The sequence below is a fragment of the Streptomyces sp. NPDC051740 genome, assembly GCF_044453165.1.
Taxonomy (GTDB): domain Bacteria; phylum Actinomycetota; class Actinomycetes; order Streptomycetales; family Streptomycetaceae; genus Streptomyces; species Streptomyces atrovirens.
This window is the reverse complement of sequence record NZ_JBITCL010000011.1, coordinates 71,389-95,608: the sequence shown is the minus strand read 5'-3', so window position 1 is coordinate 95,608 and position 24,220 is coordinate 71,389. Positions and strand designations below refer to the sequence as shown.

23 protein-coding genes are annotated in these 24,220 nt (G+C 72.6%); 14 read left to right on the top strand and 9 right to left on the bottom strand.

Translation table 11 applies throughout. From position 1 onward, the window contains the following. Positions 1-75: 75 nt before the first annotated feature. From ACIA6T_RS19965 to ACIA6T_RS19950, 4 genes are all read right to left on the bottom strand, one after another. Positions 76-1,152, bottom strand: a complete 1,077-nt coding sequence (locus ACIA6T_RS19965) for an acyl-CoA dehydrogenase family protein (protein ID WP_399447801.1) — start codon at positions 1,150-1,152, stop codon at positions 76-78. Further along, entirely contained in the window at positions 1,149-2,330 is a 1,182-nt protein-coding gene (locus ACIA6T_RS19960; protein ID WP_399447800.1) for an acyl-CoA dehydrogenase family protein, read from the bottom strand. Before ACIA6T_RS19960 ends, ACIA6T_RS19965 begins: the two co-directional genes overlap by 4 nt. After that, a complete protein-coding gene (locus tag ACIA6T_RS19955; protein WP_399447799.1) occupies positions 2,327-3,304 on the bottom strand; it encodes an NADPH:quinone oxidoreductase family protein in 978 nt (325 codons plus the stop codon). Before ACIA6T_RS19955 ends, ACIA6T_RS19960 begins: the two co-directional genes overlap by 4 nt. A gap of 125 nt (positions 3,305-3,429) precedes the next feature. Continuing rightward, complete coding sequence (locus ACIA6T_RS19950) at positions 3,430-4,005, bottom strand: helix-turn-helix domain-containing protein (RefSeq protein ID WP_385045247.1); 576 nt, start codon at positions 4,003-4,005, stop codon at positions 3,430-3,432. 77 nt (positions 4,006-4,082) lie between these two features. Here ACIA6T_RS19950 and ACIA6T_RS19945 point away from each other — a divergent pair, with 77 nt between their 5' ends. From ACIA6T_RS19945 to ACIA6T_RS19920, 6 genes are all read left to right on the top strand, one after another. Further along, entirely contained in the window at positions 4,083-5,030 is a 948-nt protein-coding gene (locus tag ACIA6T_RS19945; protein ID WP_399447797.1) for an NAD(P)/FAD-dependent oxidoreductase, read from the top strand. 51 nt (positions 5,031-5,081) lie between these two features. Beyond that, entirely contained in the window at positions 5,082-6,620 is a 1,539-nt protein-coding gene (locus ACIA6T_RS19940; protein WP_399447796.1) for an ATP-dependent DNA ligase, read from the top strand. Beyond that, positions 6,617-7,081: an NUDIX domain-containing protein gene (locus tag ACIA6T_RS19935; protein WP_399447795.1), complete on the top strand. Its 465-nt coding sequence runs from the start codon at positions 6,617-6,619 to the stop codon at positions 7,079-7,081. Before ACIA6T_RS19940 ends, ACIA6T_RS19935 begins: the two co-directional genes overlap by 4 nt. A 76-nt stretch (positions 7,082-7,157) precedes the next feature. Continuing rightward, entirely contained in the window at positions 7,158-8,543 is a 1,386-nt protein-coding gene (locus ACIA6T_RS19930) for an NADP-dependent succinic semialdehyde dehydrogenase (protein WP_399447794.1), read from the top strand. A gap of 25 nt (positions 8,544-8,568) precedes the next feature. Then, a complete protein-coding gene (locus tag ACIA6T_RS19925; RefSeq protein WP_399447793.1) occupies positions 8,569-8,805 on the top strand; it encodes a DUF6213 family protein in 237 nt (78 codons plus the stop codon). A gap of 260 nt (positions 8,806-9,065) precedes the next feature. After that, positions 9,066-9,818, top strand: a complete 753-nt coding sequence (locus ACIA6T_RS19920; RefSeq protein WP_399447792.1) for an RICIN domain-containing protein — start codon at positions 9,066-9,068, stop codon at positions 9,816-9,818. Here the strand turns inward: ACIA6T_RS19920 and ACIA6T_RS19915 are convergent. Beyond that, positions 9,805-10,485, bottom strand: a complete 681-nt coding sequence (locus tag ACIA6T_RS19915) for a transcriptional regulator (RefSeq protein ID WP_399447927.1) — start codon at positions 10,483-10,485, stop codon at positions 9,805-9,807. The genes ACIA6T_RS19920 and ACIA6T_RS19915 overlap by 14 nt on opposite strands. A gap of 103 nt (positions 10,486-10,588) precedes the next feature. Continuing rightward, entirely contained in the window at positions 10,589-11,815 is a 1,227-nt protein-coding gene (locus tag ACIA6T_RS19910) for an acyl-CoA dehydrogenase family protein (protein ID WP_073934700.1), read from the bottom strand. Between the two features lie 170 nt (positions 11,816-11,985). Between ACIA6T_RS19910 and ACIA6T_RS19905 the strand changes: the two genes are divergently transcribed. After that, positions 11,986-12,627: a TetR family transcriptional regulator gene (locus ACIA6T_RS19905; protein WP_073934699.1), complete on the top strand. Its 642-nt coding sequence runs from the start codon at positions 11,986-11,988 to the stop codon at positions 12,625-12,627. Positions 12,628-12,716: 89 nt separating this feature from the next. Here ACIA6T_RS19905 and def read toward each other — a convergent pair whose 3' ends face one another. Then, positions 12,717-13,262: a peptide deformylase gene (def, locus tag ACIA6T_RS19900; RefSeq protein ID WP_399447791.1), complete on the bottom strand. Its 546-nt coding sequence runs from the start codon at positions 13,260-13,262 to the stop codon at positions 12,717-12,719. 146 nt (positions 13,263-13,408) lie between these two features. Between def and ACIA6T_RS19895 the strand changes: the two genes are divergently transcribed. The 7 genes from ACIA6T_RS19895 (at position 13,409) to ACIA6T_RS19865 (ending at position 21,265) form a co-directional block, all read left to right on the top strand. Then, positions 13,409-14,647, top strand: coding sequence for a MurT ligase domain-containing protein (locus tag ACIA6T_RS19895; RefSeq protein ID WP_030865523.1), 1,239 nt, complete (start codon positions 13,409-13,411; stop codon positions 14,645-14,647). Positions 14,648-14,672: 25 nt separating this feature from the next. Next, positions 14,673-15,401 carry a type 1 glutamine amidotransferase gene (locus tag ACIA6T_RS19890; protein WP_385045271.1) on the top strand — a complete coding sequence of 243 codons (729 nt, stop codon included), beginning with the start codon at positions 14,673-14,675 and terminating at the stop codon, positions 15,399-15,401. Between the two features lie 199 nt (positions 15,402-15,600). Next, a complete protein-coding gene (locus ACIA6T_RS19885) occupies positions 15,601-16,626 on the top strand; it encodes a 6-phosphofructokinase (RefSeq protein ID WP_385045274.1) in 1,026 nt (341 codons plus the stop codon). A 206-nt stretch (positions 16,627-16,832) separates the two neighbouring features. Further along, positions 16,833-17,783, top strand: coding sequence for a cytochrome c oxidase assembly protein (locus ACIA6T_RS19880; RefSeq protein WP_399447790.1), 951 nt, complete (start codon positions 16,833-16,835; stop codon positions 17,781-17,783). Between the two features lie 201 nt (positions 17,784-17,984). Next, the gene (locus tag ACIA6T_RS19875; protein WP_399447926.1) at positions 17,985-19,262 is read left to right on the top strand and encodes a DUF6777 domain-containing protein; all 1,278 of its coding nucleotides are present in this window, start codon (positions 17,985-17,987) and stop codon (positions 19,260-19,262) included. A 4-nt stretch (positions 19,263-19,266) separates the two neighbouring features. Further along, positions 19,267-21,075: a protein kinase gene (locus tag ACIA6T_RS19870; protein ID WP_399447789.1), complete on the top strand. Its 1,809-nt coding sequence runs from the start codon at positions 19,267-19,269 to the stop codon at positions 21,073-21,075. 13 nt (positions 21,076-21,088) lie between these two features. Then, positions 21,089-21,265 carry a hypothetical protein gene (locus ACIA6T_RS19865; protein WP_399447788.1) on the top strand — a complete coding sequence of 59 codons (177 nt, stop codon included), beginning with the start codon at positions 21,089-21,091 and terminating at the stop codon, positions 21,263-21,265. A 21-nt stretch (positions 21,266-21,286) separates the two neighbouring features. Here ACIA6T_RS19865 and ACIA6T_RS19860 read toward each other — a convergent pair whose 3' ends face one another. Together ACIA6T_RS19860 and ACIA6T_RS19855 are read right to left on the bottom strand one after the other, a co-directional pair. Next, complete coding sequence (locus tag ACIA6T_RS19860) at positions 21,287-22,492, bottom strand: sensor histidine kinase (RefSeq protein WP_399447787.1); 1,206 nt, start codon at positions 22,490-22,492, stop codon at positions 21,287-21,289. Then, complete coding sequence (locus ACIA6T_RS19855; RefSeq protein WP_399447786.1) at positions 22,489-24,201, bottom strand: cation acetate symporter; 1,713 nt, start codon at positions 24,199-24,201, stop codon at positions 22,489-22,491. Before ACIA6T_RS19855 ends, ACIA6T_RS19860 begins: the two co-directional genes overlap by 4 nt. Between the last annotated feature and the right edge of the window lie 19 nt (positions 24,202-24,220).

Sequence of the window (24,220 nt, the reverse complement as noted above, 5' to 3'; positions counted from 1 at the left end):
GTTCACCTCACCGGAGCGGGGCGCACGGAAGAAGCCCGCCCCCGAAGGGACGGGCTTCTTCCGTCGTTCGACCGGTCAGGGTGCTCTCAGACCGACCAGTTCCGCCAGCGCCTCGCGGTGGGCGCCCGCCGTGCCGTAGGCGATCGAGTCGGCCTTGGCGCGCTTGAGGTGGAGGTGCACCGGGTGTTCCCAGGTCATGCCGATGCCGCCGTGCAGTTGCAGGGCCTCCTCCGCGGCCCGGACCGCGACGGACGCGGCGTAGGCCTGGGCGACGGTGACCGCCACGCCGGTGTCCTCGCCGGTCGTGAGCGCGTCGGCGGCGTTGCGGGCGGCGGCGCGGAGGTTGACGACCTCCAGCCACAGCTGGGCGAGCCGGTGCTTGAGCGCCTGGAAGCCGCCGACGGGTCGGTTGAACTGCTTGCGGTCCTTCAAGTAGCGGACGGTCTCCGTCAGCGACCAGTCGGCGGAGCCGAGTTGTTCCGAGGCGAGCAGTCCGGCGCCGGCCCGCAGGGCGCGGGGCACGGCGGTTCCCGCGTCGCCCAGCCTGCGTCCGGGCGCGCCGTCCAGGGTCACCCGGGCCACCGGACGGGTCAGGTCCAGGGAGACCTGCGGGGTGACGGTGACCGCGCCGGCCTCCACCGCGTACAGCCCGCCGTCGTCCGCCGGTACGAGCAGTACGTCGGCGACGGCGGCGTCCGCGATGCCGGTCAGCTCCCCGTGCAGTGCGCCGTTCTCCAGCCGTACGGTGGTGAACGCGGCGCCGGGAGCGGTGTGCAGGCCGACGGTGAGGGCGCCGATACGGCGCCCGGACGCCAGCTCGGCGAGCAGGTCGCCGGCGTCCTCGCACGCCAGCAGCGCCTCGGTGGCCACCACGGCGCTGGTCAGATACGGCACGGGGGCGACCGCGCGTCCCAACTCCTCCAGCACGACGGCGGCTTCGCGGTGGGTGGCGCCCTGGCCGCCCCGGTCCTCGGGGACCAGCAGACCGGCGAGGCCCATGCCGTCGGCGAGCGCCTTCCACAGGGACAGGTCGTGCGGGGCGTCCGACTCGGTACGGGCGATCACGCCCGCCGCGTCGCAGTGGTCGGTGAGCAGGTCCCGGACGGCGGCGCGCAGCGCCTCTTCCTCCTCCGAGTACAGGAGATCGCTCATCGGGACAGGTCCTTCCATGCGACGTCCTTGTCGGTGCGCGGCTCGGCGGGCAGGCCCAGGACGCGCTCGGCGACGATGTTCAGCAGGACCTCGCTGGTCCCGCCCTCGATGCTGTTGCCCTTGGAGCGGAGGTAGCGGTAGCCGGCGTCGCGGCCGGTGAAGTCGACCAGTTCGGGGCGGCGCATGGTCCAGTCGTCGTACAGCAGGCCCTCCTCGCCCCTGAGTTCCACCTCCAGGCCGCTGATCTCCTGGTTGAGGCGGGCGAAGGCCAGTTTCATGCCGGCGCCCTCGGGGCCGGGCTGTCCGGCGACGAGCTGCTGGCGCAGGCGTTCGCCGGTGAGCCGGGCGACCTCCGCCTCGACCCAGAGTTTCAGCAGCCGCTGGTGCAGGTCGTGGGTGCGCAGTTCCGGCCGTTCGCGCCAGGTCTTCGCGACCGGGCCGATCATGCCGCCCTCGCGGGGCAGCCGCATGCCGCCGATGGCGACGCGTTCGTTGTTCAGGGTGGTCTGCGCGACCCGCCAGCCGTCGCCGACCTCGCCGAGGCGGTGGGCGTCGGGGATGCGGACGCCGGTGAGGAAGACCTCGTTGAACTCGGCCTCGCCGGTGATCTGGCGCAGTGGCCGCACCTCGACGCCGGGGTCGGTCATGTCGCACACGAAGTAGGTGATGCCCCGGTGTTTGGGCACGTCCGGGTCGGTGCGGGCGATGAGGATGGCCCAGCGGGCGAGGTGGGCGCTGGACGTCCACACCTTCTGCCCGTTGACCACCCAGTCCTCGCCCTCCCGGACGGCACGGGTGCCGAGGGCGGCCAGGTCGGATCCCGCGCCGGGCTCGCTGAAGAGCTGGCACCAGACCTCCTCGCCGGTCCACAGGGGCTTCAGGAAGCGCCGCTTCTGTTCCTCCGTGCCGTACTGGAGGATCGTCGGCGCGGCCATGCCCAGGCCGATGCCGATGCGGCGCGGGTCGTTGTCGGGCGCTCCGGCGGCCTCCAGTCCGGCGTCCACGACGGCCTGGAGCGAGCGCGGGAGACCGAGTCCGCCGAGCCCTTCGGGGAAGTGCACCCAGGCGAGTCCGGCGTCGAAGCGGGCACGCAGGAAGTCGAGGCGGCCGGTGCCGGCCGGTGGGTACGCGGACAGGAACTCCTGAGTACGGCGGCGCAGTTCGGCGGCGTCGGTCATGCGGCGGCTCCGTTCTCCAGCGAGGGCAGCACGGCGACGCGCCCGGTGGTGACACCGTCGGCGACCCGCTGCACGGCGTCGGCGGCACCGGCGAGCGGCACGCGCTCGCTCACCAGCGGCTTGACCGCGCCCCGCGCGGCGAGTCCGGTGAGCCGCTCGTGGCAGTGCTGGACCAGCTCGGGGTCCTTGGTGTTGTACAGGCCCCAGTGCAGGCCGAGGATCGCGTAGTTCTTGACGAGGGCGTGGTTCAGGGCGGGGCTGGGGACGGACCCGCTCGCGAAGCCGACGACGACGATCCGGCCCTCGAAGGCGACGGCCTTGGCGGACTGGGCGTAGGCCTGGCCGCCCACGGGGTCGTAGATCACGTCGGCGCCCCGGCCGCCGGTGGCCTCCTTCACGGCGGCGACGACGTCCTGCTCTCGCCGGTCGACCACCACGTCGCAGCCCAGCTCACGGGCGACGGACGCCTTCGCGGCACCGCCGACCACGCCGATGACGGTGGCGCCCGCCGCCTTGCCGAGCTGCACGGCCGCGCTGCCGACGCCTCCCGCGGCAGCGTGGACGAGCAGGGTCTCACCGGCCTCCAGACGGGCCCGCCGGTGCAGGCCGAACCAGCCGGTCTGGTAGCCGATGTGCAGGGCGGCGGCCTCGGCGTCGTCCAGTGCGTCCGGTGCGGGCAGCAGCGCGGCGGCGTCCGCGACGGCGTACTCGGCGAAGCCGCCGCAGGGCAGCGCGGGGTTGGCGATCACGCGGCGCCCGTCCTCGGTCTCGCCGCAGATCTCCACGCCCGGGGTGAACGGCAGCGGCGGCCTGACCTGGTACTGGCCCCGGCACATCAGCGCGTCCGGGAAGTTGATGTTGGCGGCACGCACCTTCAGCAGGACCTGCCCGTCACCGGGCGCCGGCCGCGCCACTTCCGCGAGGCGCATCACCTCGCCCGGCTCGCCGAGCTCGTGCACTTGCCATGCCTGCATGCGGGGCCTCCACGGGAGCGTGAACGTCGTGTTCGCCTGACCGGGTCCACCGCATACTAAGCGGTCGCTTGTCCGCTGGGAAGAGACACCGGAAAGGGACACCGGAAAGGGAACGGTCCCGTCCGTCACCCCCGCTTGGGCCGCGCCCGGACATGCATCCGCTCCCCCTGCGCACCGAACAGGCTGAGGAACTCCACGGGCCCCTCCCCCGTCGACCCGAACCAGTGCGGCACCCGCGTGTCGAACTCGGCCGCCTCCCCCGCCACCAGCACGACGTCGTGTTCGCCGAGCACCAGCCGCAGCTTCCCCGACATCACGTACAGCCACTCATAGCCCTCGTGGGTACGCGGTTCGGGCTCGAGCTTCCGCTTCGGTTCGAGCACCTTGTACGCCTGGAGCCCGCCGGGCTGCCGGGTGAGCGGCCAGAAGGTACGGCCGTAGCGCCGGATCGGCTCGGAGGCCCGGATGCGCGGATCGCCGACCGGCGGCGCGCCGACCAGTTCGTCCAGCGGCACCTGGTGGGCCTGCGCTATCGGCAGCAGCAGTTCCAGACTGGGTTTACGCAGGCCGGACTCCAGCCGGGAAAGGGTACTCACGGAGATGCCGGTCGCCTCGGACAGCGCCGCGAGGGTCACCTCCCGCTCCTTCCTGATCCGCCGCAGCCGGGGGCCCACTTCCGCGAGAACGTCGTCCGTAGTCATACCGGTATTGCAGGTTCGGCAAAGTCGTTTGTCAATGCGGCAGTGATCGGGCGACTGTCGAGGTGGAGGTGGTCACGATGAACGAGACATTCGGAAGCGGGACGTACGACGTGGTCGTCGTCGGAGGCGGGGCGGCGGGACTCTCCGCCGCGCTGGTGCTCGGCCGGGCCCGGCACCGCACCCTGGTCGTCGACGCGGGCGAGCCGCGCAACGCGCCCTCGTCGCACATGCAGGGCTATCTGTCCCGGGACGGGATGGCACCGGCCGAGTTCCTGGCGCTGGGCCGGGAGGAGATCGCGCGCTACGGCGTGGAGCTCGTCCGGGACCGGGTCACGGACGTCACCAAGGACGGGGCGGACTTCACCGTCGTACTCGACGCGGGACCGGCCGTACGGGCCCGGCGGCTGGTCGTCGCCACCGGGCTGAGGGACGAGATGCCGGCGGTCCCCGGGGTCGCCGAGCGGTTCGGGCGGGACGTGCTGCACTGCCCGTTCTGCCACGGCTGGGAGGTGCGCGACGAGCCGTTCGGCGTGCTCGCGTCGAGCGCGACGAGCGTGCACCAGGCGCTGATGGTGTCCCAGTGGTCGAAGGACGTCACCTTCTTCCTGCACGAGGTCGCCGAGGAGGAACTGTCCGACCTGGACCTGCGCCGGCTGGCCGCCGCCGGGGTCGAGGTGGTGCCCGGCACGGTCGCGGAGCTGGTGGTTGAGGACGACCGGCTCACCGGGGTGCGGCTGGCCGACGGCACCACCCACGCCCGCTCCGTGCTCTTCGTCGGGCCGCGCCCGGTGCCGCAGACGTCTTTGCTGGAGGCGCTGGGCGCCGAGATGAACGAGACCCCGTTCGGCACGTACCCGGTGTTCGACTCGACCGGTCTGACCACGGTGCCCGGGGTCTGGGCGGCGGGCAACGCGATCGGCTTCTCCGAGCAGGTGGTGCACGCGGCGAGCGGCGGTTACCGCGCGGCGGCCGCGATCGTCGGGGACCTGCTGATGACCGACCTGGACGCCGCGGTGAACGGGTAGGCGCCGGACGGCGGGGGTGTGGAGCGCCCGCCTCCGGAGCACTATGACTGCATGCTGCTGTCCCGGCTGGCCCGTGTGTCCCAGGAGGTCGCCGCCGCTTCGGCGCGGTCCCGGAAGATCGTCCTGCTCGCCGAGCTGTTCCGGGAGGCGGAGGCGGACGACGTGCCGGTCGTCATCCCGTACCTGGCCGGCCGGCTGCCGCAGGGCCGTATCGGGGTCGGCTGGAAGGTGCTGGGCCGTCCGGTCGCCCCCGCCGCCGAGCCGTCGCTGACGGTGCGCGAGGTCGACGCGCTGCTCACCACGCTCGGCGAGGTGTCCGGTCCGGGGGCGCAGGCCGAGCGGGCCCGGCTGGTCGGCGAGCTGCTGGGCGCGTCCACCGAGGACGAGCAGCGGTTCCTGTCCGGGCTGCTCACCGGGGAAGTCCGGCAGGGCGCCCTGGACGCGGTGGCGGTGGAGGGGCTGGCGCGGGCGACGGGGGCGCCGCCGGCCGATGTGCGGCGGGCGGTGATGCTGGCCGGCTCGCTCCAGTCGGTGGCCGGGGCGCTGCTGGCGGACGGCCCCGGGGCGCTGGAGCGGTTCCGGCTGACCGTGGGCCGACCGGTGCTGCCGATGCTGGCGCACAGCGCCTCCTCGGTCGCGGAGGCGGTGGAGAAGCTGGGGGCCTGCGCGGTGGAGGAGAAGCTGGACGGCATCCGCGTCCAGGTCCACCGCGACGGGGACACCGTGCGCGTGCACACCCGCGCCCTCGACGACATCACCGACCGACTGCCGGAAGTGACGGCGGCGGCGCGGGAGTTGCGGGGCGAGCGGTTCATCCTGGACGGGGAGGTCATCTCCTTCGACGAGGACGGCCGCCCCCGCTCGTTCCAGGAGACCGCAGGACGGGTCGGCTCCCGGGTGGACGTGGCCACGGCCGCCCGGGAGGTCCCCGTCTCCCCCGTCTTCTTCGACGCGCTCTCCGTCGACGGCCGCGATCTGCTGGACCTGCCGTTCACCGAGCGCCACGCGGAACTGGCCCGGCTGGTCCCGGAGCCCCTGCGGGTGCGGCGCACCCTCGTGCCGGGGCCCGGGGACCTGGGCGCGGCGGAGGGGTTCCTCGCCGAGACGCTGGAACGCGGCCACGAGGGCGTCGTGGTCAAGGGCCTGGACGCCCCCTACAGCGCGGGCCGGCGCGGCGCGTCCTGGCTGAAGGTCAAGCCCGTCCACACGCTCGACCTGGTGGTGCTGGCCGCCGAGTGGGGCCACGGCCGCCGCACCGGGAAGCTCTCCAATCTGCACCTGGGCGCCCGCACCGCCGACGGCGGCTTCGCCATGCTCGGCAAGACCTTCAAGGGCCTGACCGACGCGATGCTGGCCTGGCAGACCGAACGGCTGCGGGAGCTGGCGGTCGAGGAGAGCGGATACGTCGTGACGGTGCGCCCCGAACTCGTCGTGGAGATCGCCTACGACGGCCTCCAGCGCTCCACCCGCTACCCGGCCGGCGTCACCCTCCGCTTCGCCCGCGTGATCCGCTACCGCGAGGACAAGCGCCCCGAGGAGGCCGACACGGTCGAGACCCTGCTCGCCGCACACCCCGGGGTACGGCCGTGAGGGGCGCCCGGAGCGCCGGACTGCTGTTGTTCCGACACACCAGTCAGGGCCTTGAGGTGTTGCTCGGTCATATGGGTGGCCCGTTCTTCGCCCGGCGGGACAGCGGGGCGTGGACGGTCCCCAAGGGCGAGTACGACCCCGGCGAGCCGGCCTGGGAGGCGGCGCGCCGCGAGTTCCGGGAGGAGCTGGGGCTGCCGCCCCCGGAGGGGGAGGCGCTGCCGCTCGGGGAGGTCCGGCAGTCCGGCGGGAAGACCGTCACGGCCTGGGCGGTGGAGGCGGACCTCGATCCGGCGGCGGTCGTCCCCGGCACGTTCGCGATGGAGTGGCCGCCGAGGTCGGGACGGATCCAGGAGTTCCCGGAGCTGGACCGGGTGGCGTGGTTCCCCCTGGACCGGGCCCGTGAGGTGATCGTCGGCGCGCAGACCGCGTTTCTCGACCGCCTGGCGGAGCACTCGCCCTGAGGAGACCTCCCGCGTTGCACCGCCCACCACCGCGCGGGAAGGTCGGAAAGCACAGCCCGCCCCAGGGAGGTCAGCGATGCACATCGCCACGGTGAACCCGGCGAACGGCGAGACGGTCAAGACGTACCACCCCATGGACGAGGAGGAGATCGGGCACCGGATCCAGCTCGCGGAGGCCACGTTCCGGACGTACCGGACGACGGCCTTCGAGGAGCGTGCCCGTCTGATGCACCGGGCCGCCGAGATCCTCGACGAGGACCGGGAGACCATCGGCCGGGTGATCACCACGGAGATGGGCAAGCCGGTCAAACAGGCCCGCGCGGAAGCCGCCAAGTGCGCCAAGGCGATGCACTGGTACGCCGACCACGCGGCGGAACTCCTCGCCGACGAGGAACCCGACGCCTCCGACGTGAAGGACTCCGGCGCCTCCCGGGTCCTGGTGCGCTACCGGCCGCTCGGCCCGGTGCTCGCCGTGATGCCGTGGAACTTCCCGCTGTGGCAGGTGGTGCGGTTCGCCGCGCCCGCGCTGATGGCGGGCAACGTGGGCCTGCTCAAGCATGCCTCGAACGTGCCGCAGACCGCCCTGTACCTGGAGGACCTGTTCCACCGCGCGGGCTTCACCGAGGGCTGTTTCCAGACCCTGCTCATCGGCTCCGCCGCGGTCGACGACATCCTGCGGGACGAACGGGTGAAGGCGGCCACCCTCACCGGCAGCGAGCCGGCGGGCCGCGCGGTCGCCTCCACCGCCGGGGAGATGATCAAGAAGACGGTGCTGGAGCTGGGCGGCAGCGACCCGTACGTGGTCATGCCCTCCGCCGACCTGGACCGGGCCGCCGAGATCGCGGTCACCGCGCGGACGCAGAACACGGGGCAGTCCTGCATCGCCGCCAAGCGGTTCATCGTGCACACGGACGTCTACGACGCCTTCACCGAACGCTTCGTCGCGGGCATGAAGGCGCTGAAGGTCGGCGACCCGATGGACGAGGAGACCGACGTCGGCCCCCTCTCCAGTGAGAAGGGCCGCAGTGACCTGGAGGAACTGGTCGACGACGCCGTACGCGCGGGCGCCACCGTGCTGTGCGGCGGCGAGCGCCCCGACGGGCCCGGCTGGTTCTACCCGCCGACCGTCCTGGCCGGCATCGGCCGGGAGATGCGCATCCACCGCGAGGAGGCCTTCGGTCCGGTCGCCACGCTGTACCGCGCGGCGGACGTCGACGAGGCGGTCCTGATCGCCAACGACACCGACTTCGGGCTGAGCTCCAACGTCTGGACCCGCGACGAGGCCGAGGTCGACCGGTTCGTACGGGATCTGGAGGCCGGCAGTGTGTATGTGAACGGGATGACGGCGTCCCATCCGGCGTTCCCGTTCGGCGGGCTCAAGCGGTCGGGGTACGGGCGTGAGCTGTCCGGGCACGGAATCCGCGAGTTCTGCAACATCACCACGGTTTGGCAGGGTGCGTGATGTCCGCACGGCTACGATCCCGACTGTGAACCGCGAAGTGACTCTGCCTCTGATCGTCGACGACCGCGGGACCCTGCAGGTTTCCGCCGCCGATGTCAGCAAGCTGCTGCGTACGGTGGGTGGGCGGTGGGTTCGGCTTGTCGAGGCGGGGGAGGACGGGCTCGATGAGGACACGGTGGCCGCGTTGACCATCGAGCTCGCGAAGCTGGCCGATCGGATCGACGTGGCGTGCATCGCCCACAGCAGTGGGGGCGCGCCGTAGGTCCCGCCCGCCGGCGGCCCGCCCGGCCGGCCGGCGCGGGAACGGGGGATGTGACGTAACCCTTACACCGGCACCGGAAAGGCTGACGGGGGACGTCCGGTGGTGTGGACTCCTGAGCGACGAGTGATCGATCGTGCGATGGAGCAGCCATAAGACGGAATCGTTCCGCGGCCGCCGCGGCCACGGGGCTGGCAGCCGCCTGCCTGAGCCTCGGCCTTCCCGCCACCGCGTGGGCCGCCACCCCCGACGTCCCCGAGGCGTTGCGGATCTCCACCGGTGCCTACGCGGGCTTCCAGCAGTGCGGCGCCGCGACCCCGCCGACGTTCAGCACCGCCAACGGTTCCGCACCGTTGTTCGCCGCCTCGGTCAAGGGCCTGGAACCCCAACCCGGCCTGGACGGGACGATGGAGTTCGCACGCCTCGGCGAGCAGCCGTTCCGCACCTTCCGGACCGACACGGGGGCCGGCTACGTGTGGGCCCTGCAGATTCCCACCAGCACGTTCGGTCCGGGCGACTACCAGTGGCGGATCCGCGCCGAGGGCGCCGACGGCCCGTCCGACTGGTCCGCCTGGTGCACGTTCACCGTGACCGGCCCGGAACCCGCGCCCACGGAGTTCGCCTACAGCCCCGACGACGGCCGGCACTGCCTGGACGTGAGCGGCGCCGGCAGGGAGGACGCCACGAGGGTGCAGTTGTGGGACTGCAACGGCTCCCTGGGCCAGACCTGGAGGACCACGCCCGAGGGCACCCTGGTGAACCCGAACTCGGGCAAGTGCCTGGACGTGGCCGACGGGGGGACCGCCAACGGCACCAAGGTGCAGATCTACACGTGCAACGGCACCGGCGCCCAGCAGTGGCGCTACGGCCGGACCGTCCCGGTCGGCTTCGTCAACCCCCGGTCCGGCAAGTGCCTGGACGTGCCCTACGCGGACTTCGCAGACGGCGTCCAGGTCCAGATCCACGAGTGCAACGGCACAGACGCCCAGGTCTGGAAGGAACTCACTCCCGCCTGACCGGCCGGGCCGCGGACCGCAGTGTCTCCCAGAACATGGCCTCGTAGCTCTGCAGGAGACGCCCGTGACGGCGTGCGCGGTGCTCGTCCAGGCTGCCCGCGTCCAGGGCGGCCCGGACCGCCGCCCGGGCCGTGCGGTCGAGGTCCGGGGCCGGTGCGGCGAAGAAGTCGAAGAAGGCGCAGGCCTCGTCGGAGAAGCCGTAGTGGGTGCGCAGGGCCTCGGCGATCGTGGCGCAGTAGCCGCCCCAGGCGGAGAAGTTGGCCGTCACGGCCAGGACGGCGTCGGCCGGTGCGGCGTTGAGGGCCAGCCAGGCGACGTAAGCCGGGTAGGCCTGGCACCCCGGCAGGGGCGCGTGGGCGTCCGCCCGGGACGCGTCGACACCGCAGGCGGCCGCGAACGGTTCCAGGTGCTCCCCGGCGAGCGCCTCGCCCTCCGCGAGGGCGGTGAAGAACGCGGCGGAGTCCGGTTCGGCCGCGGACCTGTCCGCCAGGTGCAGGAACGCGCGGCGGTCCGCGGGGATCACCAGGCGCTGCTCCAGGGCGAGCGCGGCCAGGACCTCCCGGTCCGCCTCGCCGCGGGCGATCAGCGGCACGAGGGGGTTGGCGCGCGGGTCCGGGGCCAGGTCGCGGGTGAAGCTCTCCGTCAGGTCGCGGGCGGTGCGGGTCATCGCGTCCTCCGTCGCGTCGGTCACGCACGAGCCTTTCCCGGGAGCGGGGCAGGGGTAACCCGGCGGTGCCGTCCGCACCGCCGGGTCGTCCGTGCGGCCGGTCTCAGCGGATGGGCATGCCCGACAGGGTACGGGCGATCACCAGGCGCTGGATCTCGCTCGTGCCCTCGAAGATGGTGTAGATCGCGGCGTCGCGGTGCATGCGCTCCACCGGGTACTCGCGGGTGTAGCCGTTGCCGCCGAGGATCTGTATGGCCTGGGCGGTGACCTTCTTGGCCGTCTCGCTCGCGAACAGCTTGGACATCGAGCCCTCGGCGGCCGTGAACGGCTTGCCGTTGATCGCCATCCAGGAGGCGCGCCACACCAGCAGGCGGGCGGCGTCGATCCGGGTGCGCATGTCGGCGAGCTGGAAGGCGACGCCCTGGTTGTCGATGATCGGGCGGCCGAACTGCTCGCGCGTGGTCGCGTAGTCGAGGGCGACCTCGTACGCCGCGCGGGCGGTGCCCACCGCCATGGCGCCGACGGCGGGGCGGGACGCCTCGAAGGTGGCCATCGCGGCGTTCTTCACGCGCTCGCCGCCCTGCTTCGCCTTCTCGCGGGCGCGGGCGAGGCGCTCGTCCAGCTTCTCCTTGCCGCCGAGCAGGCAGGAGCCGGGGACGCGCACGTCGTCCAGGATGACCTCGGCGGTGTGCGAGGCGCGGATGCCGTGCTTCTTGAACTTCTGGCCCTGGGAGCAGCCGGGGGTGCCGGGCGGGATGATGAAGGAGGCGTGCCCCTTGGAGCCGAGGTCCGGGTCGACGACCGCGACCACGACGTGGACGTTGGCGATGCCGCCGTTGGTCGCCCAGGTCTTGGTGCCGTTGATCACCCACTCGTCCTTGGCCTCGTCGTACACCGCGCGGGTGCGCATCGAGGCCACGTCGGAGCCGGCGTCGGGCTCGGAGGAGCAGAACGCGGCGACCTTGACGTCGTTGGCGTCGCCGTACATCTGGGGGATCCAGGTGCCGATCTGCTCCTCGGTGCCGTTGGCGAGGACGCCGACGGCGGCCAGGCCGGTGCCGACGATCGACAGGGCGATGCCGGCGTCGCCCCAGAAGAGCTCCTCCATGGCCATCGGGATGCCGAGGCCGGTCGCGTCGAAGTACTGCTGGGCGTAGAAGTCCAGGGAGTAGATGCCGACCTTGGCGGCCTCCTGGATGACCGGCCAGGGAGTCTCCTCACGCTCGTCCCATTCGGCGGCCGCGGGGCGGATCACATCGGCGGCGAAGCCGTGCAGCCAGTCCCGGACCTCCTTCTGTTCGTCGTTGAGCTCCATGGTGAACTCGGCCATGTCCCCTCCAGCGGCGCACATGCGTGTTACTTGCGGTAACCTCGAGTCTGTTACCGGTGGGTAGGAAAAGTCAACTCCCTCGGACCGGTCGGCATCCCGTTCGATGACCGGATCGCCTTCAGTGTTAGTTTGCGCAGGCGTCACCGAATCAGCACGGGTGGGGAGAGCTCATGAACACCACACAGCGGACCGATCAGCAGCGGTCCGCCGACCGACGCCGGCGCGAGCTGCTGGAGGCCGCCGACCGGGTGGTGCTGCGCGACGGCCCGGGGGCCTCCATGAACGCGATCGCCGCCGAGGCCGGCATCACCAAGCCGATCCTCTACCGGCACTTCGGTGACAAGGGAGGACTCTACGCCGCCCTGGCCAAACGGCACACCGACGCGCTGCTGGACTCGCTGCGGGCCGCCTTGGACGCCCCGGCGGACCGGCGCGAACGGGTCGAGGCCACCCTGGACACCTACCTCTCGGCGATCGAGGCACGGCCCCAGGTGTACCGGTTCCTGATGCACCCGGCCGAGGAGTCGCAGAGCGACCAGGGCTTCGACGTCGGCAAGCACTCGGCGCCGCTGCTGCGCCGGATGGGCGAGGAGCTGGCCCAGGTCATCGGGGAACGGCTGGACCTCGGGCCGGACGGCCAGCGGCTGGCCCGGGTGTGGGGGCACGGCATCGTCGGCATGATGCACGCGGCCGGCGACTGGTGGCTGGGCGAACGGCCCTGCTCTCGGGCGGAGTTGGTGCGGAGTCTGGCCGACCTGCTGTGGGGGCGTCTCGCGGCGGCGGGGGACAAGGTGGGAGGTCCGGGGTTCTGATCTTCACAGGTCGCGTGCGGATCGTGTACGGCCGGTCGCGCCCACGCGGCGGATCCGCACCTCGACGCGGCCCCGCGTCCCCGGGGGGTTCAGTCCGCCCGGCGCCAGGAAGCCCGGGCCACCTGCCGCATCAGTTTCCGGTGGCGCCGGCCCGTCAGGTGGTCGGCGTAGATCCGGCCCTCCAGGTGGTCGCACTCGTGCTGCAGACACCGGGCGAAGAAACCCGTGCCGTGGACGGTGACCGGTTCGCCGGTCACCGTGAAGCCCTCGACGACCGCGTGGTCGTACCGCTCCGTCCCCGCCTCCAGACCGGGCAGGGACAGACAGCCCTCGGGGCCGCGCACCACCACCCCGTCCGTCTCCACCAGCCGCGGGTTCACCACATGGCCCAGGTGGCGGACGTCCTCGTCGTCCGGGCAGTCGTAGACGAACACCCGCAGCGGCTCGCCGATCTGGTTGGCGGCCAGGCCCACACCCTGCGCCGCGTACATCGTGGCGAACAAGTCGTCCACCAGGCGTGCGAGTTCCGGACCGAAGTCGGTGACCTCCCGGCAGGGCGCGTGCAGCACCGGGTCGCCGAGCAGGGTGAGGGGCCGTACACGTCCGTGGACGCCGGGGATGGAGCCTTGTCGCATGACCGTCAGAGTACGGTCCTCCCAGCAACGCCCGTCTCACGATGGTGCCGCGGTTCTGGAGTGCGAACGGATCTCGATAGGCTGAGGTCTCACCACGTGGCCGTCAGGCACAGACGCGGCGCGTACGCAAGGAGGATCGAGAACTGATGGCAGGCAACTCGGACCCGCTCACGCCGCGGGCCAAGCTGGCCGTGACCGCGGGCAAGGCGGTCGCGGCGGCATCCCGCGCCGCCGGGCGCGGCAGCGGTTCGGTGATCGGCGGCCGGGTGGCACTCAAGCTCGACCCCGATCTCCTCGCCCGGCTCGCACAGCACCTGGACGTGACCCTGGTCTCGGCGACCAACGGCAAGACCACCACCACCCGGCTCATCGCCGAGGCCCTCAAGGCCGCCGGCCCGGTCGTCTCCAACGCGCTCGGCGCCAACATGCCGGCCGGCATCACCTCGGCGCTGGCCGGCGGCTCGGATGCCAGGTTCGGCGTCATCGAGGTCGACGAGAAGTACCTCGCGGGCGTCGCCCGGGACACCGACCCCAAGTGCATCGCACTGCTCAACCTCTCCCGCGACCAGCTCGACCGCGCCGCCGAGACGCGGATGCTCGCGGAGAACTGGCGCGAGGGCCTGGCCGGCTCCAAGGCCGTGATCGTCGCCAACGCCGACGACCCGCTGGTGGTGTGGGCCGCGTCCTCCTCCCCCAACGTGATCTGGGTCGCCGCCGGCCAGATGTGGAAGGACGACGCCTGGTCCTGCCCGTCCTGCGGCGGTGTGATGCAGCGTCCGGGCGACGACTGGTTCTGCAGCGAGTGCGGCTTCCGCCGGCCGACGCCGAGCTGGGCGCTCTCCGGCGACCACGTGCTCGACCCGCACGGCTCCGCCTGGCCGATCCACCTCCAGCTCCCGGGCCGCGCCAACAAGGCCAACGCCGCGAGCTCCGCGGCCGTCGCCGCCGTCTTCGGGGTGCCGCCGCAGGTCGCCCTGGAGCGCATGTACCAGGTGCAGGCCGTGGCCGGCCGCTACGACGTGGTCCAGTTCGAGGGCCGTGATCTGCGGTTGCTGCTCGCCAAGAACCCCGCGGGCTGGCTGGAGACCTTCTCGCTGATCGACCCGCCGCCGACCCCGGTGATCCTCTCGGTGAACGCGCGCGGTGCCGACGGCACCGACACCTCCTGGTTGTGGGACGTCGACTACACCCGGCTGACCGGCCACCCGATCTGCGTCATCGGCGACCGGAAGCTGGACCTCGCGGTGCGCCTGGAGGTCGCGAACCAGCAGTTCCAGGTCTGCGAGAACCTCGACCAGGCGGTGCAGCTGTGCCCGCCGGGCCGGATCGAGGTCATCGCCAACTACACCGCGTTCCAGGACCTGCGCCGCCGCGTCGGCAACTGACCAACGACACCCCAGGGGACTTGAAGTGAGCGACAACCAGCTGCGGGTCGTGTGGATCTACCCGGACCTGCTCAGCACCTACGGCGACCAGGGCAACGTCCTCGTCGTGGAGCGCCGGGCGCGGCAGCGCGGCCTGGACGTGGCGCGGCTCGACGTGCGCAGCGACCAGCCGATCCCGACCTCCGGCGACATCTACCTGATCGGCGGCGGCGAGGACCGTCCGCAGCGGCTGGCCGCCGAGCGGCTGCGCCGGGACGGCGGTCTGCAGCGGGCGGTGGGCAACGGCGCGATCGTCTTCTCGGTCTGCGCCGGCTACCAGATCCTCGGCCACGAGTTCATCAACGACCTCGGCCAGCGCGAGCCCGGTCTCGGCCTGCTCGACGTGGTCTCGGTACGCGGTGAGGGCGCCCGGTGCGTGGGCGACGTGCTGGGGGACGTCAACCCGCAGCTGGGTCTGCCCCCGCTGACCGGGTTCGAGAACCACCAGGGCGTCACCCACCTGGGCCCCTCGGCCCGCCCGCTCGCCCAGGTGCGCTTCGGCAACGGCAACGGCACCGGGGACGGCACGGAGGGCGCGTTCAACGAGACCGTCTTCGGTACGTACATGCACGGCCCGGTGCTGGCCCGCAACCCGCAGATCGCGGACCTGCTGCTGAAGCTGGCGCTCGACGTCAACGCGCTGCCGCCGACCGACGACCGCTGGTACGAGGCGCTGCGGAACGAGCGCATCGCGGCGGCGCAGCAGCCCGCGTGAGTCTCCGTCCGCCTGCGGACGACCCCCTGGCACTCCGGTGCGACCGGCCCGTCTGACGGCTGGTCCGCACAGGTGAGCGGGGTCGTCCAGCAGGCGGACGCCAGGTGCGGCCCCGCCCCCCGGAGCGGCTAGGGTGGCGGAGATCGAGCCGGACAACGCGGTCCGGTCCCGGCCCACTTCGAGAAGGTTGTTTCGGGCTATGCGCATTGGTGTCCTCACGTCCGGCGGCGACTGCCCCGGCCTGAACGCCGTCATCCGGTCCGTCGTGCACCGTGCCGTCGTCGACCACGGCGACGAGGTCATCGGCTTCCGGGACGGCTGGAAGGGCCTCCTGGAATGCGACTACCTCAAGCTCGACCTCGACGCCGTGAGCGGCATCCTCGCCCGCGGCGGCACCATCCTCGGCTCCTCCCGGGTCCGCCCCGAGCACCTGCGGGACGGCGTGGAGCGGGCCAAGGGGCACGTCCGGGAGCTCGGCCTCGACGCGATCATCCCGATCGGCGGCGAGGGCACGCTGAAGGCGGCCCGGCTGCTGTCGGACAACGGCCTGCCGATAGTGGGCGTGCCGAAGACCATCGACAACGACATCGCCGTCACCGACGTCACCTTCGGCTTCGACACGGCCGTCGGCGTGGCGACCGAGGCCCTGGACCGGCTGAAGACCACCGCCGAGTCGCACCAGCGGGTGCTGATCGTCGAGGTCATGGGCCGGCACACGGGCTGGATCGCGCTCCACTCCGGCATGGCGGCCGGCGCGCACGCCGTCGTCGTACCCGAACGGCCCTTCGACATCGACGAGCTGACCGCGAAGGTCGGCGCCCGGTTCTCGGCCGGCAAGCGGTTCGCGATCGTCGTCGCCGCGGAGGGGGCCAAGCCGAAGGCCGGGACCATGGACTTCGACGAGGGCGGCAAGGACGTCTACGGCCATGAGCGGTTCGCCGGCATCGCACGGCAGCTCTCCCTGGAGCTGGAGTCACGGCTCGGCAAGGAGGCGCGGCCGGTGATCCTCGGGCATGTGCAGCGCGGGGGGACGCCCACGGCGTACGACCGGGTGCTGGCGACGCGGTTCGGGTGGCATGCGGTGGAGGCGGTGCATCGGGGAGAGTTCGGGCGGATGACCGCGCTGCGCGGGACCGACATCGTGATGGTTTCTCTCGCCGAGGCGGTGGAGACGCTGAAGACCGTGCCGGAGTCGCGGTACGCGGAAGCGGAGTGTGTTCTCTGAGGTACCGGGTTCAGCTCGGTCCGTGAGGTGAATCGCGGGCTGCGGGCCGTCGGTGGTCGATCGCGCCCACGCGGCGGAGCCGCACATCGATACAGTCCCGCGCCCCTTTAGGGCGCTTGCCGCCCCCGGTGACGATGATCGCCGGGGGCGGTTCTACTCTGGTGCGGACGGATTGCGTACAACCTGCACGAAACAGGAGCCGGTGGATGGATCACGGCGGGCACGGTATGACCATGGATCTGCCGCCGTTCACGCTGGGGCGAGGGCTCGGCTGGTCGGCGGACCCCTTCTTCCTCATCGCCTGCCTGCTGGGGCTGGCCCTGTACGGCTGGGGTGTGGTCCGGCTCGTACGGCGTGGTGACAAGTGGCCGGTGGGACGGACCGTCGCGTTCGTCGCCGGTGTGCTGAGCATCGGGCTCATGATGTGCACCAAGCTGAACGACTACGGCATGGTCATGTTCAGCGTGCACATGGTGCAGCACATGGTGATCAGCATGGTGTCGCCGATCCTGATCCTGCTCGGTGCCCCGGTCACCCTCGCCCTGCGCGCGCTGCCGCCGGCCGGGCGGGGCCGCAAGGGGCCGCGCGAGCTGCTGCTGATGCTGCTGCACAGCCGCTACATGCGGGTCGTCACCCACCCGGTGTTCACCATCCCGATGTTCATCGCGAGCCTGTACGCGCTGTACTTCACCCCGCTGTTCGACTTCCTGATGGGCTCCGAGGTGGGGCACATCGCGATGATGGTGCACTTCCTCGCCGTCGGCCTGGTCTTCTTCTGGCCGATCATGGGCGTGGACCCGGGGCCGCACCGGCCGGGGTATCTGATGCGGATGCTGGAGCTGTTCGCGGGCATGCCGTTCCACGCGTTCTTCGGCATCGCGCTGATGATGGCGTCGACGCCGATGGTCACCACCTTCGAGAACCCGCCCGGCTCGCTCGCCATCGATGCCCTGTCCGACCAGAACGCGGCCGGCGGCATCGCCTGGGCCTTCAGCGAGGTCCCCTCCGTACTGGTGCTGCTCGCGCTGCTGTTCCAGTGGTACGCCTCGGACCAGCGGCAGGCGAAGCGCAAGGACCGCGCCGCCGACCGGGACGGGGACAAGGAACTCGAGGCGTACAACGCCTATCTGGCCTCACTGAACGCACGCGGAAACTGAATTCACCGTTTTCCCGATCCCCTTGAACGGGGGTTTTCCACCGGTAGCATGAATGCGTCGGGGGAACCGCAAGGGGGAGCGGTGATGGCACTTCGCGCGTTCACGCACAGGGCGGGAAAAGCGGTGATTCGGAAGATCGCCGTCCTGTCGTTATTACTTCTTGTCGCCAGTGGGTGCGATTCCGGCACACCTTTGTTCGATGTGAAGGCGGTGGCCGCGGGGGCCGCTTCCCTCGCGCCGTTCTTCGACGAGGGCAGCGGACTCGGACGGGACGCCGACGTACGGTCGCGGCCCGCTCACGGCGGTCTGCAGCAGGGGGACACGCCTGGCCTGTACGGGGGCACCGGCGAGGCGGCGATCTGCGACGTCGAGCAGGTGAAGCGGTATCTCGCCGAGCCGCGCAACGACCGCAAGGCGCGGGCGTGGGCCGGGGCGCTGGATCTCCGTACGGATGAGATACCGGAGTATCTCGACGGGCTCACCCCTGTTCTCCTGCGTCACGACACTCTGGTGAGGAACCACGACTACAAAAAGGGAAAGGCTGTTCCCTTCAACGCGCTGCTTCAGGCGGGAATCGCGATTCTGGTCGACGATCAGGGGATGCCGGCGGTGAAGTGCTCGTGCGGAAATCCGCTGCGGCCCTTCGAGGGGGACAAGAACAGGATTTCCGTCTCGTTCGACGACCGGAACGAGAAGTGGAAGGGGTACGACCGTTCCGAGGTCGTGGTCGTACGGCCCGCGTCCCGCGAACTGGAGCGGATCGTCCTCGTCGACGTGGAGGATCCCGACCGGGGCATCGAGCGGCCCGTGGGGACGACGGGCGAGGGGGACACCGCCTTCGACACGAGGAAGCGGCAGGCGGTGCCGTCCCTCGTCGGGACCACGTTCGGTGAGGCGAGCCGGCGACTGGCCGGGCGGGGGCTGGCGGTCGCGTACGGCGGGAAGGAACCGCCGCCGGACGGCGCGCGGGTCACGGCGTCCGATCCGGCCGCCGGAGCCGAGCTGCGGTTCGGGACGCACGTCACGCTGAGCGTGGTGGAGGACACGGGTCCGTCCGGTGGCGGCACCACTCCCCCGGACCCGGAGTCGTCGCGGCCGACGACGAGTCCCGCATCACCGTCCTCTCCGTCCTCTCCGTCCTCTCCGTCCGCGCCGTCCGCGCCGTCCGCGCCGTCCGCGCCGTCCTCCGGTCCGTCGAAGTCCGAGCGGCCGGCGTCGCCGAGCGGGACGCCGGAAGCCGCGTCCCCACCGGCCGACTCGACACCGCCGCCCCCGCCGGGCACCGTGTCCGGCCCACCGCCTTCCACGCGCCCCGCACCTCCGGAACCCCCCGGGACCGCCTCCGCGCCTCCCCGCGCCACTCCCCCACCGCCCACCGGCGAATCCGCGAGCAGCGCCCCGGCCACGAGCGTGTCCGTCGCTCCCGGAGCACCCACCACGAGCGCCCCCGCCGAGCGCCCCCGCCGGACCCGGGAGTGACCGGATGCCCTCATCACCGACGTCGGGAGTGGGCCGGGTCATCGCCGGCCGCTATCTGCTGCTGCACCGGCTGGGCAGCGGCGGCATGGGGCACGTCTGGCTCGCCCACGACCAGAGACTCGCGTGCGAGGTCGCGCTGAAGGAGATCGTGTTCGGCGACCCTGCCGAGCCCGGCCAGGAGCGGGAGGCCCGGGTCGCCCGGGCGCGCGCCGAGGCCCGCCACGCGGCCGGTCTGCGCGGTCACCCCCATGTGGTGACCGTGCACGACGTGCTGGAGCACGAGGGGCTGCCGTGGATCGTCATGGAGTACGTGGCGGGCGCCGTCGATCTGCGGGAACTGCTCGCCCGGAGCGGTCCGCCCGCCCCCGCCGAGTGCGCCCGGATCGGGCTGGCCGTGCTGGACGCGCTGACCGCCGGGCACGAGCGGGGCGTGATGCACCGGGACGTGAAGCCGGCGAACATCCTGCTGGCCCCGGACCGCACCGGATCGCCGTACGGGCGGGTGCTGCTCACCGACTACGGCATCTCGGTGCAGCCCGACACCGGGGAGACGCGGTACACGATGGCGTCCGCGCTGGTCGGCACGGCGGGCTACCTGGCACCGGAGCGGGCCACCGGTGGTCCGCCCACCCCCGCGGCCGACCTGTTCTCGCTGGGCTGCACGCTCTACCACGCGGTGGAGGGGCGCGGCCCCTTCGCGCGGGAGTCCCCGCTGGCCTCGGTCACCGCCGTGGTCATGGAGGACCCGCCTCCACCGGTGCGGGCGGGCGCGCTGGAGCCGGTGCTGCGGGGGCTGCTCGCCAAGGACCCGGACCTGCGGTCGACGGCGCGGGAGGCGGAGGCCGAGCTGACGCGGATCGTGACGCCCCAGACGGAGGCCTACGCGCGGACACGGACGGATCTCGGCTCCCAGCCGCCCTGGGACGCCGCCGCCCACCCGGCGCCCGAGGAGGGCGCACGGGGCCCCGCCGCCACCGGCACCCGCCGTCGCCCCCGCCCGCACGCGCTGCGCGCGGTGCTCGCCGGCGGGCTGGGCCTGGTGCTGGCGCTGGGCGGTGCCTGGTACGCGCTGGCCGACCGGGGGAGCGGCGGAGGCGGGACGGTGGTGCCGTACGGGGAGGCGGTCGGGCTGGCCGAGCCGCTGAAGGAGGGCGACTGTGTGCTGGCCGACTGGCCCGGTGGCTCCCCGTTCACCGGCACGCCCCGGCTGGCCCTCGACCCGACCTGCGCGGACCAGGCGCCCGACGGGCAGGTCGTGGCGTTCGTCGAGGCCGCCTCGGACGAGGAGGCGCGGGAGCGGGGCCCGGCCCGCTGCGAGGAGCGGACGCGGGAGCTGCGCGGCCGGCTGGCCGACGTACGCGGCCTGGCCGTCGTACCGACGGCGGACGGGTTCGAGGCGGCCGGGGGGCGTACCGCCTGTCTGGTGCTGGGGGCGCACGGGCCGGTGTACGGGCCGCTCGGGGGCCGTCGCCGCCCCGGGACGGCGTTCGCCGACACGGCGACGATGCAGCGGCGGGACTGCCTGGACGTGCGGTCCCGCCGGGAGGCGCGGCTGGTGTCGTGCGACGGGGCGTACGACGAGCAGGTGCTGGGGTTCACCCGGCTGGGCAAGGACGTCACGCTCGCCGAGGCGCGCACCGAGTCGGACACGGCGTGTGCGCGCGCGGTGCCTCCGCGTGACTACGGCTTCGACCCGTCGCTCCACGAAGCGGGGTCGTGGACCAGTGAGGGGCCCTGGAAATCGGGCACACATGTCGTCGTGTGCACCGTAAGGAGGCAGAACGGGGGCACCATGGAGGGAGCCGAACCATGAGGAGGGTGTTGCGATGCCCGGTTCCACGAACGGTTCCACGTCGACGAAGACCATGGGGGTGCTCACCGTCGGCGGTCTGGTCGCCGTGACGGCGTACACGGTGGCGCTCGGCAGCAACGGCTGGCTGTGGTTCGGCTGGGTCGTCCTGGGGCTGATCACCTTGGGAATGGTGGCCACCCGCGGCACCTGAGGGGCCCCGGGGCGGCCGGCCTCACTTGGGGGTCAGCCGCCCCGTCAGGTGCACGCCCGGCTGGTACTTCGGCAGCCGGACGGTGATCTTCATGCCCGCGCCGACGGCGGTCTCGATGACGAGGCCGTGGTCGTCGCCGTAGACCTGGCGGAGCCGGTCGTCGACGTTGGACAGTCCGATGCCTCCGGTGGGGCTGACCTCACGGGCGAGGATGCGGCGGAGCAGGCCGGGGTCCATCCCGGCGCCGTCGTCCTCGATGACGACGAGGGCCTCGGCGCCGGCGTCCTGCGCGGTGATCTGGATGCGGCACGTGTCGGCCTTGCCCTCCAGTCCGTGCTTGACGGCGTTCTCCACCAGCGGCTGGAGGCAGAGGAAGGGCAGCGCGACCGGCAGCACCTCGGGGGCGATCTGCAGGGTGACGGAGAGGCGGTCGCCGAAGCGCGCCCGCACCAGCGCCAAGTAGTGGTCGATGGCGTGGAGTTCGTCGGCGAGGGTGGTGAAGTCGCCGTGCCGGCGGAACGAGTAGCGGGTGAAGTCGGCGAACTCCAGGAGCAGTTCGCGGGCACGTTCGGGGTCGGTGCGCACGAACGAGGCGATCACGGCGAGCGAGTTGAAGATGAAGTGCGGGGAGATCTGGGCGCGCAGGGCCCTGATCTCGGCCTCGATGAGGCGGGTGCGGGACTGGTCGAGGTCGGCGAGTTCGAGCTGGACGGAGACCCAGCGGGCGACCTCCCCGGCGGCCCGGACCAGGACCGCGGACTCGCGGGGGGCGCAGGCGACGAGCGCGCCGTGCACCCGGTCGTCGACGGTGAGCGGGGCGACGACCGCCCAGCGCACCGAGCAGTCGGGGGTGTCGCAGGTGAGCGGGAAGGCCTCGCCGCGGCCGGTGTCGAGGGGGCCGGTGAGGCGTTCCATGATCTCGGCGCGGTGGTGGGCGCCGACGCCGTCCCAGACGAGGACCTGGTCGCGGTCGGTGAGGCAGAGGGCGTCAGTGCCGAGCAGGGAGCGCAGTTTGCGGGCGGACTTGCCGGCGGTCTCCTCCGTCAGGCCGGCCCGCAGCGGGGGCGTGGCCAGGGAGGCGGTGTGCAGGGTCTCGAAGGTGGCGTGCTCGACGGGGGTGCCGAGCCCGGCGAGGCCGGCGGGGCGGGCGGTGCGCCGGCCGATCCAGAACCCGGCGGCCAGCAGGGGCAGGACGGCGACGAGCAGACCGGCGAGGAAACCGCTCATGCGGACACCTCCGTGCGGAGTTCCTCCGGCAGGTGGAAGCGGGCCAGGACCGCCGCCGTACCGGGCGGCACCCGGCCGGGGGTGGCCAGGGACACCAGGACCATGGTGAGGAAGCCCAGCGGCACCGACCACAGCGCGGGCCAGGCGAGCAGGGCGTGCCAGGGCCCCGTGCCCGGGTAGCCGGCCATGGTCGCGGCGACGGCGAGGAACGCGGAGCCGCCGCCCACCAGCATCCCGGCCGCCGCGCCGGGCGGGGTCAGCCGGCGCCACCAGATGCCGAGGACGAGCAGCGGGCAGAACGACGAGGCCGACACGGCGAAGGCGAGCCCCACGGCGTCGGCCACCGGCAGCCCGCCGACCAGGAGGCTCACCCCGAGCGGTACGGCCATGGCGAGCACGGTGCCGAGCCGGAAGTGCCGTACGCCGCGCGTGGGGAGCACGTCCTGGGTGAGCACGCCGGCGACGGCCATGGTGAGCCCGGAGGCCGTCGACAGGAACGCGGCGAAGGCGCCCCCGGCGACCAGCGCGCCGAGGAGGTCGCCGCCCGTTCCGCCGATCATGCGGCCGGGCAGGAGCAGGACGGCGGCGTCCGCGTCGCCGGTGAGGGTGAGCTCGGGCGCGTAGAGCCGGCCGAGGGCGCCGTAGACCGGCGGGAGGAGGTAGAAGGCGCCGACCAGGCCGAGGACCGCGACGGTGGTGCGGCGGGCGGCGACACCGTGCGGGCTGGTGTAGAAGCGGACCACCACGTGGGGCAGTCCCATGGTGCCGAAGAAGGTGGCGAGGATCAGCCCGTACGTGGCGTACAGCGGGCGTTCCTCGCGGGACTCGGCGCGGGAGGGCGACAGGGCGTCGTCGGCGCCGCGTCCGGCGGCGGGGACCTCGGTGCCCTCGGCGAAGGTGAGCCGGGTGCCGCCGTCGATGCGGTGGGGGCCGGCGGACAGGCCGGTCTCGGTGCCGTCGAGTTCGCGGCCGTCGACGGTGCCGTCCACGGTGACGGTGAGCGGCTCGGTGAGCCGGAGCACGAGCGTGTCGTCGATGCGCACCACCCGCTGTTCACGGAAGGCGGCCGGTTCGTCGAAGGCGTGGCTGGGGGCGCCGTCGCTCTGCCAGGCGGTGATCAGGAAGAGGGCGGGGACGAGCAGCGCGGTGAGTTTCAGCCAGTACTGGAAGGCCTGGACGAAGGTGATGCTGCGCATGCCGCCCGCGCCGACGATGACGGTGACCACGGCGGCGACGATCACCGCGCCGAGCCAGTCGGGCGCCCCGGTGAGGACGGTCAGGGTGAGCCCCGCGCCCTGGAGCTGGGGCAGCAGGTACAGCCAGCCGACGCCGACGACGAAGGCGCCCGCGAGCCGCCGTACCGTCTGGGAGGCGAGCCGGGCCTCGGCGAAGTCGGGCAGGGTGTAGGCGCCGGAGCGCCGCAGCGGGGCGGCGACGAACAGCAGCAGCACCAGATAGCCGGCGGTGTAGCCGACCGGGTACCAGAGCATGTCCGGGCCCTGGACGAGGACGAGTCCCGCGATGCCGAGGAAGGAGGCGGCGGAGAGGTACTCGCCGCTGATGGCGGCGGCGTTGAGGCGGGGGCCGACGGTACGGGAGGCGACGTAGAAGTCGGAGGTGGTGCGGGAGACGCGCAGGCCGAAGGCGCCGACGAGGACGGTCGCGAGGACGACGAGGGCGACGGCGGGAACGGCGTAGGTGGAGTTCACGGCGGTGTGCGTCCCGGTC

What these genes read in the sequence shown, in the direction of transcription:
- ACIA6T_RS19965 (WP_399447801.1), bottom strand. Translation starts at nt 1,152, where the DNA reads ATGAGCGATCTCCTGTACTCGGAGGAGGAAGAGGCGCTGCGCGCCGCC.
- ACIA6T_RS19960 (WP_399447800.1), bottom strand. Translation starts at nt 2,330, where the DNA reads ATGACCGACGCCGCCGAACTGCGCCGCCGTACTCAGGAGTTCCTGTCC.
- ACIA6T_RS19955 (WP_399447799.1), bottom strand. Translation starts at nt 3,304, where the DNA reads ATGCAGGCATGGCAAGTGCACGAGCTCGGCGAGCCGGGCGAGGTGATG.
- ACIA6T_RS19950 (WP_385045247.1), bottom strand. Translation starts at nt 4,005, where the DNA reads ATGACTACGGACGACGTTCTCGCGGAAGTGGGCCCCCGGCTGCGGCGG.
- ACIA6T_RS19945 (WP_399447797.1), top strand. Translation starts at nt 4,083, where the DNA reads ATGAACGAGACATTCGGAAGCGGGACGTACGACGTGGTCGTCGTCGGA.
- ACIA6T_RS19940 (WP_399447796.1), top strand. Translation starts at nt 5,082, where the DNA reads ATGCTGCTGTCCCGGCTGGCCCGTGTGTCCCAGGAGGTCGCCGCCGCT.
- ACIA6T_RS19930 (WP_399447794.1), top strand. Translation starts at nt 7,158, where the DNA reads ATGCACATCGCCACGGTGAACCCGGCGAACGGCGAGACGGTCAAGACG.
- ACIA6T_RS19915 (WP_399447927.1), bottom strand. Translation starts at nt 10,485, where the DNA reads ATGACCCGCACCGCCCGCGACCTGACGGAGAGCTTCACCCGCGACCTG.
- ACIA6T_RS19910 (WP_073934700.1), bottom strand. Translation starts at nt 11,815, where the DNA reads ATGGCCGAGTTCACCATGGAGCTCAACGACGAACAGAAGGAGGTCCGG.
- ACIA6T_RS19905 (WP_073934699.1), top strand. Translation starts at nt 11,986, where the DNA reads ATGAACACCACACAGCGGACCGATCAGCAGCGGTCCGCCGACCGACGC.
- def (WP_399447791.1), bottom strand. Translation starts at nt 13,262, where the DNA reads ATGCGACAAGGCTCCATCCCCGGCGTCCACGGACGTGTACGGCCCCTC.
- ACIA6T_RS19895 (WP_030865523.1), top strand. Translation starts at nt 13,409, where the DNA reads ATGGCAGGCAACTCGGACCCGCTCACGCCGCGGGCCAAGCTGGCCGTG.
- ACIA6T_RS19885 (WP_385045274.1), top strand. Translation starts at nt 15,601, where the DNA reads ATGCGCATTGGTGTCCTCACGTCCGGCGGCGACTGCCCCGGCCTGAAC.
- ACIA6T_RS19880 (WP_399447790.1), top strand. Translation starts at nt 16,833, where the DNA reads ATGGATCACGGCGGGCACGGTATGACCATGGATCTGCCGCCGTTCACG.
- ACIA6T_RS19870 (WP_399447789.1), top strand. Translation starts at nt 19,267, where the DNA reads ATGCCCTCATCACCGACGTCGGGAGTGGGCCGGGTCATCGCCGGCCGC.
- ACIA6T_RS19865 (WP_399447788.1), top strand. Translation starts at nt 21,089, where the DNA reads ATGCCCGGTTCCACGAACGGTTCCACGTCGACGAAGACCATGGGGGTG.
- ACIA6T_RS19860 (WP_399447787.1), bottom strand. Translation starts at nt 22,492, where the DNA reads ATGAGCGGTTTCCTCGCCGGTCTGCTCGTCGCCGTCCTGCCCCTGCTG.